Source organism: Geminocystis sp. GBBB08 (assembly GCF_016743215.1).
GTDB lineage: Bacteria > Cyanobacteriota > Cyanobacteriia > Cyanobacteriales > Cyanobacteriaceae > Geminocystis.
Map to the genome: position 1 here is coordinate 1 of NZ_VRZC01000160.1, position 8,809 is coordinate 8,809.

Below are 8,809 nucleotides of genomic sequence, written 5' to 3' on the forward strand. Positions count from 1 at the left end.
TTTTTATATGGTGCAAATTTAAGTTTTGTTAAGTTAAAAGAGGCTTTATTAATTGATGCTGATTTAACAAAAGCAGATTTACATGGTGCACAATTAAATAAGGTTAATCTTGAGGGTGCAACCTTAAGCGGTGCTGTGTTAACGTGGGTTAATCTCTACATGGCAAATTTACCCGGTGTTAATCTTTGTGGTGCAAATTTAGACGGCATTAACTTTCGGGGTGCAAATTTACAGGGTGCCAATTTAAACTGGAGTAATTTAAACCATGCAAGGTTAAGTGGTGCCAATTTACGAGGTGCGAGTTTATATGGTATAAAGCTCAAAGGCTCATTCCTTAACGGTTTAGATTTACATGGGGTGAATTTTAGTGGTATGGATTTAACAGACACAAAGATGAGCGGTGTAAAATTAGACGGGAGTAATTTATCAGGTAGCACTTTAAATAATATTGTCATGCGTCGTAGTGTGTTAAATAAAGCTAATATGAAAGATGTTGAGTTGCAACATGGACAATTAAAAGGTGCGGAAATTATCCAAGCTAATTTAATGAAAAGTAACCTTGCTGAAACTGATTTGCGGGCAGCTGATTTAAGTTTTGCCAATTTGAATTTAGCGAATTTAATGGGTGCAGATTTAAGCGATGCTAATTTACAAGGTGCTTATTTATGGGGGGCTTGTTTGAATGGTGCAATCTTAAAAAACACAAACTTAAGGGGTGCAAATCTTCGAGATGCGGATTTAACGGGAGTAGAGTTATCGGAGACAATATTAGAAGGAGTAACGATGCCCGATGGTAAGATCTATTTTTAAATAACAAGGTTCTATTTTAATGGACTTTGAAAATGTGATTTAACTTTTCAAAATAAAACAGTTGTATATGTACACCAATATTAAACTTAATTTTACCTAGTATTTTTTGAAAATATGCGAATTTAGGGTTAAATTTTACAATAACTTTGTCAACGATTAATTAGACTTCTCCAGAAATTAAAAATTAAATTAATTTAAGTATTGAAATTATCAAAATAGGATATTTTATCGTCAATTAATCAACGTGTTTCAATAATTATTGGAGATGTCTATTGTTAATTGTCAATTTTCCCCGTTATTCTTCTATCTCTTCCACCGGAGTAACAGCAGTTTCAGCAAAATAGCTAGAATAAAGATAACCTGCTAAAATTGCTCCTAGAATTGGTGCAAACCAAAATAACCATAATTGCCCAATAATTTCTATATTTCCGGCAAATAACGCTACTCCAGTACTTCTAGCAGGATTTACCGAAGTATTGGTAACAGGAATACTGATTAAGTGAATCAATGTTAAACCTAAACCGATGGGAATAGGTGCAAAACCAGCAGGTGCACGTTTATCTGTTGAGCCTAAAATAATAATTAGAAAGATAAAAGTTAATACTACTTCTATAATTAATGCCGAGATGAGGGAATAACCTCCGGGGGAATGGTTTCCATAACCATTGGTAGCTAAGGGATTACTTCCACTTAAGTCTAACCCACCTTTTCCACCACTGGCGATTACAAATAAAATTCCACCAGCGATAATTGCCCCTACTACTTGAGCAATGATATAGGGTAGTAATTCAGAACTAGGAAAACGTTTTCCCATCCATAAACCAAAGGATACCGCAGGGTTAAAGTGACCTCCAGAAATATGTCCGACTGCATAAGCACCTGTTAAGACGGTTAAACCAAAAGCAAGGGAAACACCTACAAAAGAAATCCCCAGATGAATATTAAAATCGGCTCCATCTACGACACTATTGGCTTTACTCGCAAATACCGCAGCTAAAACGGCACTACCACAACCACCGAATACTAACCAAAAAGTGCCAATTAACTCAGCTACATATTTTTTCATTGTTTTATGTTGATTTTACAAACTTTTAGTGAAAATTGACTAGAATTATACTTACTCACTTGATCAGATAAATAATAATTTTTGTAAAAATTTAAAATAATAGCAATAATTAAAATTTAATACTTAATCTTTAATTGTCTATGTTTACCTGTGAATCAAGGGCTTTTTTGGCAATTTTAGTTACATAAATCGTCACAGCGACAGTTGCAACTAAACCAACAATATTTAAGATTAAACGTAAAATATCTGTATTTCCTCCAGTTGCTTCTAAGGCGGTTTTCGGTAGTGAGCCTAAATAAACATACATGACTGTACCAGGTAACATTCCTATCCATGAGGCAAAAACATAATCTCTTAAAGATACTTTGGTTACGCCAAAAGCATAATTTAAAAATACGAAAGGAAAAAGCGGGGAAAGACGAGTTAAGCCGACTATTTTCCATCCTTGTTGTGCTACGGCAACATCTATTGCTTTAAAATTTGGTTGGGTGTCAATTTGTTTTTCTACCCATGTGCGTAAAAAATAACGCCCGATTAAAAATGAAAGAGTTGCCCCTGCTACAGAAGCGATGGATACTAAGATTGAGCCTTTTATTACCCCGAAAATTAATCCTCCCCCTAGGGTTAAAGCTGATCCTGGTATTAAAAATATAGTAGCAATAATATATATCACAATAAAGGCGATCGCACCCCAAGCACCTAAACTAGCAATCCAGTCATTAGCATTATTTAATCCTTGACTAAAGATTTGAAATAATCCTAATTTGTAAGTTATAACTATCATTAAAGCTACTCCGACTATGGTTAACCAAAACTTGCTTTTTTTCATTGTTATTATAACCTCGAAGATTAGTTTAAATTAGGATAATTTTTTCTCTTTAGAATAGCAAGAAAAACTGTTAAAATCGTGAAAATATCATGAAAAATTCCTGAAAAAATACTTATTAATGATCAAAAAATTACTTATATTTCTCATCACTTGTTACCGCCGTTATATTTCTCCTCTTTTTCTTCCTAGTTGTCGATTTGTGCCTACTTGTTCACAATATGCGTTAACGGCTATCGAACGCTATGGTACAATAAAAGGGACTTATTTAGCTACAAAAAGAATTTGTCGTTGTCATCCTTTTAATCGTGGTGGATATGATCCAGTACCTTCATTATCTGATAAAATTACTTCCATTGATGATTCAGAAAAAATAGACTTTTTTTAGAAATTAGGAATTTGCAAGGTTTTTAAATTAACTATTAAGAATTAGGTGTTGAGTACTAAGAATAACACTTATTCTACAAAGGAGTTAGCCATGGACAAAAATCAGTAATTATACTTAATCACCAATAAACATATTTTATTGATTTCACAGTGCTACTTCGTAATCAATTATTCATTATTCATTATTCATTAATTATGGTGTTAGAAACCTTTATTTTACTTACAATTATATGTGGTTTTTTTGGAATAATTTTAAAACACAATCTGTTGATGAAAACTATCTCTATGGATATTATGAGTACAGGAATTATCACTTTTTTTGTACTTGTGGCTTCTAGGAATGGATTATTTACTCCAATTCTCACAGAAAAAACTGTTAATTATGCTGATCCTGTACCACAAGCAGTAATTTTAACAGCTATTGTCATTGGTTTTTCAACTCAAGCCTTAATGTTAGTAGCTATCATGAAATTAGCAAAAAATAATCCCACTTTGGAAACAAAAGAAATCGAAAAAAATAATTCATAATGATTAATTTAACCATTGCTTGGATTTGTGTACCTTTATTATTCGGTTTTATTGTTTATTTAATACCTAAATTAGATAAATATTTAGCACTTTTAACAACATTAATTTCGGTTATTTATAGTTTACAAATACTTTTAAATAACTATAATTTAAAATTTCAATTATTAGATAATTTCGGGGTTACTTTTAGAGTTGATAATATAAGTGGTTATTTTATTTTAACTAATGCGATTGTAACAGCAGCAGTGATAATTTACTGTTGGCAAAAAGATAAAATTGCTTTTTTTTATGGGCAAATTATTTTCTTACACGTTAGTTTAAACTCTGCTTTTATCACCACAGATTTTCTTAGTTTATATGTGGCATTAGAAGTTATCGGCATGGTAGCTTTTCTTTTAATTGCTTATCCTCGCACAGATCAATCCCTTTGGGTAGCTTTACGCTATTTATTTATTAGTAGCATCGTGATGTTATTTTATTTAGGAGGTGCTATTTTAGTTTATAAAGCGAATAATTCTTTTGATTTTGAAGGTTTAAAAAACTCACCACCCGAAGCATTTGTCTTAATTTTTTTAGGCTTATTAGTCAAAGGAGGAATTTTCTTTTCTGGGTTATGGTTACCTATGACTTATGCAGAATCCGATACTCCCATATCAGCGTTATTATCGGGAATTGTTACTAAAGCTAGTATTTTACCTTTAATTCGATGTGCAGAAATTAATGATGATATTGACTTAGTAATCCGAATTTTAGGAGTAGCTACCGCAATTTTAGGAGTGTGTTATGCTGTTTTAGAAAAAGATATTAAACGAATGTTTGCCTTTTCTAGTATTTCTCAATTAGGATTTATTTTAGCTTCTCCTGCCGTTGGAGGATTTTATACCTTGACTCACGGATTAGCAAAATGTGCTCTTTTTTTAACAATAGGTTATTTACCCACCAGAAATTTAACAGAATTGAAAAATAATGGTATTAATACTAGCGTTTGGATTCCCCTAACCTTAGCCTCTATTTCTGTAATTGGATTTCCTTTTTTTTCTAGTTTTGAAGCGAAGGTATTAACCCTAAATAATCTACTTCCTTGGCAAATTATACCCATGAATATTGTTGCCATTGGCACTGCTATTTATTTTTTTCAATTAATTTTATTACCCCATAAATCAAATCAAGATAGAAATATCAGCTTTAATTTATTTTTAGCTGTTACATTATTAATTTTTTTCCTTCTTTCTACTAATATTATTTACTATCAAGCCTATATTTTAAGCAATATTTTTAAGGCTTTGTTGATTACATTAATTGGATTTTTATTGTATAATTTTATCTTAAAAAAAGTAGTCATAAAAATGTCTCGTATTCTTGAAGAATTTGACCATTTAGTAGGCTTTATGGCTCTAATGTGTCTTTTTTTATACGCAATATTATTTTTTATTCCTAACAACTGGTTTTAACTCTTAACCTTTCGTTCATTCTTGATTATTTATGATTTTATCTCTAATTTTAAGACTAACAATTTGGTTTTTACTTACTTCTGATTTAAGTTTAGCTAATATCATAATTGGGGTAGCGATCGCCCTTTTATTACCTCGTAGTAACAGTGAAAAAGAATCAATAAAAGAATGGATAAAAGTATTAGGAAGAGTTTTAATTGTCATTCCTCAAGCCTATTATGAAGCCATAGAAATTATGATTCGCCCACATCCCTACGAAGGTTTAACATTACAAAGAATGAGAACACAAAAATCAAAAAATATAATTTTTTTAGATATATTTTTAATTGCCTTTACGCCAAAAACTATAGTGTTAAAATATTGTGAACAAGGATGGTTTCAAATCCATAGAATATTAAGGAGAAAAACCCGATGAATATAATTTTAATAGCCATGATTATAAGTTTATTAATACCCATTTATGTCGGATGGCAAAATGAAGATATTTGGCAAAAAATGTTAGCCCTTGCCAGTATTTCTTCTAAAACGGCTATTATGATTTTATTTATTTCAATTCTACGAGATGATTGGATGATTGGCATTGTGGGAGTAATTATTTTAACCGTAGGCAACGCCGGATTAATGTTATTAGCACAAGTAATTAAACGTATGACAATGAGGAGTTAGAGCAACGATGGTTATCATCTGTTTCGCCCCTAATGTTTCTTGCCGGATTGCTAATGCCTCTTGGTATAAGGATTCTGCCTTAAAATCTCAAATCTCAAATCTTAATTCTTAATTCCTAATTTAGGATAGAGAATATAAATAAATTTTGAAGCTACAAAATATTTGATCTATCATGTCTCAAAAAAAAGCTATTGTTTTATTCTCAGGAGGTTTAGATTCCTCTACCAGTGCCGCCATCGCCATTGAATCAGGATATGATACTATTGCCTTATCATTTCGTTATGGGCAAAAACACGCAAAAGAGTTAGAAATAGCTCAAAAATTAGCACCAAAATTAGGCATCAAAGAACATTATATTATTGATATTAACCTTTCATTATGGGGAGGATCATCTTTAACTGATGACAATATGGATATTCCCGAAGATGGTATTAAACCCCATGAAATTCCTTCTACATATGTACCTGGAAGAAATACAGTTTTTATTGCCATTGCCCTTTCTTTAGCGGAAGTCAAGGAAGCAGAGGGAATTTTTTTAGGGATAAATGCCGTTGATTATTCTGGTTATCCTGATTGTCGCCCAGAATATTTATCTGCTTTTCAACAATTAGCCAATTTCTCGTCAAAAGTTGGCGTTGAAGGAAAACCTCCTCAATTAATTGCACCGTTAATTCAATTATCTAAAGAAGAGATTGTTAAAAAGGCTATTAGTTTAAATGTACCTATAGAAGAAACATGGTCGTGTTATCAAGGAGAAGAAAAACCTTGTGGAGTTTGTGATTCTTGCCGTATTCGTAATGAAGCCTTAATTAAAGCAGGTTATACCATACGGGGGTAATGAATATTGATAATAAATAAGGAAACCTAATATTTCCTCTCAGAAAATATTGCTGTGCATCTAAACCTTCAGAAATATCAATAAAATTAATTATAAAATTCTGCTTTTTTTCTCATCTGATTAAACTATTTATGATATTAATTTTTTAGCTTCTAAATATTCTTGATTATCTAAATATTTCTCAATATTTTGTAAAATTTGCCTAAGATATTCAATAACGGTTTCTGTAATTTCTAAGAGTTATTCAGAAGTATTACTTTTACCAATATCGTTGAAAGATTGAAAGCCATGAGCTAAATCATTTCTATTTCTTTTTATCGATAATAAATCTATTCCCTTTTTTGTCTTATTTTTGTCCGTATCTAATGAAAAGCCAAAATATTTGTTAGATAATTCTTTAATTTTTCTTGCATCAACATTTCCTGAGAATATATCATTAGGATCAAAACTTTTCAAGATTATATCCGTTTCAATAATTTTAATATTTTCTGATATTTTATCAATACTTCTCTTTTTTATATTTTGCCAAATATATTTTTTAAGCTCTTTTCTTAGATTGTTAAAAGATACCTTTTTTGAATTGATGTGATCAAATATTGACTGAATTACATTTCTCATGGTAGATTCTATGAGATTATATAGTAATAAATATGCTGTGGCTTTTAAGGTTTTTAATAATTCAACATCTATTTTTGATAGTTTATGATTTTGGCTAATTTTAATTTTTTGTTCTTCTAAATTGTTAACAAAAATAACATAATCACTAACTTCTTTCGCCCTTTCGTTAAAGTCATCTAACACCGTTTGCACTTATTTCTTCTCCTAAAAGCTGGTTTTTCACAAATTCAAGACGGCGAATAACTTTATGTTTAGAACTACTACTATTACTGGTAGTATATTCTTTAAATTTTTCCGATGTTAATAACTGCAAAGAATGAGGTTGTAAATTAGGTTTTTCTCTTAAAGCTAAAGCAATACCAACAGATAAAGATTCAAATTTAATTTTTGTGGTTGGTTTTTTTTCTTTTTTTGTTTGTATAAAAAACCCATCAGGAAAATATTTAGCCACAAAGTTCAGCATTTCATAAAATTCATTTTTCATTTTTTCTAAAGTTTTTAGATCAGCTTTATTTAATTCGATTAAGTATTTATTAAGAAATTCCGTTAGTTTTTTCTGGGAAGTAAAATTATTATAATTATTCAAAAATGTAAAAAAACGTAATATATATTCTTGTGGATCTTTTCTTTTAATTGAAGTTTCAGAAAAATAACAAAGTTCAATAAATTTTGGTTCTTTTGCTAATTCATCTATTAATTTAAGAAAATTACCCCTATGAATACCTCTCCTTTTTTCCATTTCATTTAGTTGAATACTTCCTGTATTTATTCTTTCAACTAAATCTCTACGGGTTTCTTCATCAGTATTTTCTGTTAATTGAACTATTCTTAAGGAAGTTCTTTTAAATCTTCTTTGACGTGCTAAAGGTAAATCTTCAAATTGGAATCCTTCTAATTTATCTAATTTATCTAATTTTTGTAAAATTAATTCATTGTTAATAAATCTTTCTAAAGTTCTAATTCTTTGAGTACCATCTATTAATTCCCAACGAGCTAAATCTTCTTTTCCTGTAACGTCATTGTCTTCTAATTCTTCGGCAACATCCGCAACATAAATATAGGGAATAGGAAGCCCTAATAAAATAGATTCAATGAATTTAGATTGTCTTTTATTATCCCAAGCTATTTCTCTTTGGTAATCGGGAATAAATAACTCATTGGAATCATTTTCTATTCCTTTTGAAAATTTATCTACTATTACTTCAATAGGATATTCGATAGTATTATAATCTACTGTCTTTTTTAATTCACGAATCTGAGTCTCGGCTTCTTCTTGCTTTTTGTCTGTTATATTTGCACTCACCATAATTGTTTTATCTTAACGGGATTTCACTAACTTTCTTTATCTGACTCAATTAACACAACTAATTTGTCAAATCTAAATTTAACTTCTTTCCTCATTTTATCAGAATTGTTTGTTAAGGAAAAATACAGCCTGGGGCTTTTTACGGCAAAGTCTATGATAATGAAAGAATAAGAACATATCATCACTGTTAATTTTATGGATAATTTACAACTTTGGCAACGCTATCAAGATTGGCTTTATTATCATCAAGGTTTAAAAATTTATGTCGATGTCAGTCGCATGGGTTTTGATGATGATTTTTATACCTCTATGC

The 8,809-nt window shown here is 30.3% G+C and carries 11 protein-coding genes; 7 read left to right on the plus strand and 4 right to left on the minus strand.

The window, feature by feature from the left end; genetic code table 11:
* The coding region (locus tag FWJ34_RS15925; protein WP_308256327.1) for a pentapeptide repeat-containing protein at positions 1-810 on the plus strand (810 nt) is incomplete at its 5' end.
* A 295-nt stretch (positions 811-1,105) separates the two neighbouring features.
* Here FWJ34_RS15925 and aqpZ read toward each other — a convergent pair.
* Together aqpZ and FWJ34_RS15935 are read right to left on the minus strand one after the other, a co-directional pair.
* Positions 1,106-1,876, minus strand: coding sequence for an aquaporin Z (gene aqpZ, locus FWJ34_RS15930; protein ID WP_308256328.1), 771 nt, complete (start codon positions 1,874-1,876; stop codon positions 1,106-1,108).
* A gap of 130 nt (positions 1,877-2,006) precedes the next feature.
* Positions 2,007-2,705, minus strand: a complete 699-nt coding sequence (locus FWJ34_RS15935) for a TVP38/TMEM64 family protein (protein WP_308256330.1) — start codon at positions 2,703-2,705, stop codon at positions 2,007-2,009.
* A 121-nt stretch (positions 2,706-2,826) separates the two neighbouring features.
* Between FWJ34_RS15935 and yidD the strand changes: the two genes are divergently transcribed.
* From yidD to queC, 6 genes are all read left to right on the plus strand, one after another.
* A complete protein-coding gene (gene yidD / locus FWJ34_RS15940) occupies positions 2,827-3,090 on the plus strand; it encodes a membrane protein insertion efficiency factor YidD (RefSeq protein ID WP_308256338.1) in 264 nt (87 codons plus the stop codon).
* A gap of 197 nt (positions 3,091-3,287) precedes the next feature.
* Positions 3,288-3,617 carry a cation:proton antiporter subunit C gene (locus tag FWJ34_RS15945; RefSeq protein ID WP_308256339.1) on the plus strand — a complete coding sequence of 110 codons (330 nt, stop codon included), beginning with the start codon at positions 3,288-3,290 and terminating at the stop codon, positions 3,615-3,617.
* The gene (locus tag FWJ34_RS15950) at positions 3,617-5,068 is read left to right on the plus strand and encodes a cation:proton antiporter (protein WP_308256331.1); all 1,452 of its coding nucleotides are present in this window, start codon (positions 3,617-3,619) and stop codon (positions 5,066-5,068) included. The genes FWJ34_RS15945 and FWJ34_RS15950 overlap by 1 nt, the downstream gene beginning before the upstream one ends.
* A gap of 31 nt (positions 5,069-5,099) precedes the next feature.
* Positions 5,100-5,483, plus strand: coding sequence for a cation:proton antiporter (locus FWJ34_RS15955; RefSeq protein ID WP_308256332.1), 384 nt, complete (start codon positions 5,100-5,102; stop codon positions 5,481-5,483).
* Complete coding sequence (locus FWJ34_RS15960; RefSeq protein WP_308256333.1) at positions 5,480-5,734, plus strand: hypothetical protein; 255 nt, start codon at positions 5,480-5,482, stop codon at positions 5,732-5,734. The genes FWJ34_RS15955 and FWJ34_RS15960 overlap by 4 nt, the downstream gene beginning before the upstream one ends.
* A gap of 172 nt (positions 5,735-5,906) precedes the next feature.
* Positions 5,907-6,572 (plus strand): 7-cyano-7-deazaguanine synthase QueC, encoded by a 666-nt coding sequence (gene queC, locus FWJ34_RS15965; protein WP_308256334.1) that lies wholly within the window; start codon positions 5,907-5,909, stop codon positions 6,570-6,572.
* 240 nt (positions 6,573-6,812) lie between these two features.
* Here the strand turns inward: queC and FWJ34_RS15970 are convergent, their stop codons facing one another.
* Positions 6,813-7,382 (minus strand): MAE_28990/MAE_18760 family HEPN-like nuclease, encoded by a 570-nt coding sequence (locus tag FWJ34_RS15970; RefSeq protein ID WP_308256335.1) that lies wholly within the window; start codon positions 7,380-7,382, stop codon positions 6,813-6,815.
* A complete protein-coding gene (locus tag FWJ34_RS15975; RefSeq protein WP_308256336.1) occupies positions 7,363-8,496 on the minus strand; it encodes a DUF262 domain-containing protein in 1,134 nt (377 codons plus the stop codon). The genes FWJ34_RS15970 and FWJ34_RS15975 overlap by 20 nt, the downstream gene beginning before the upstream one ends.
* Positions 8,497-8,809: the final 313 nt, after the last annotated feature.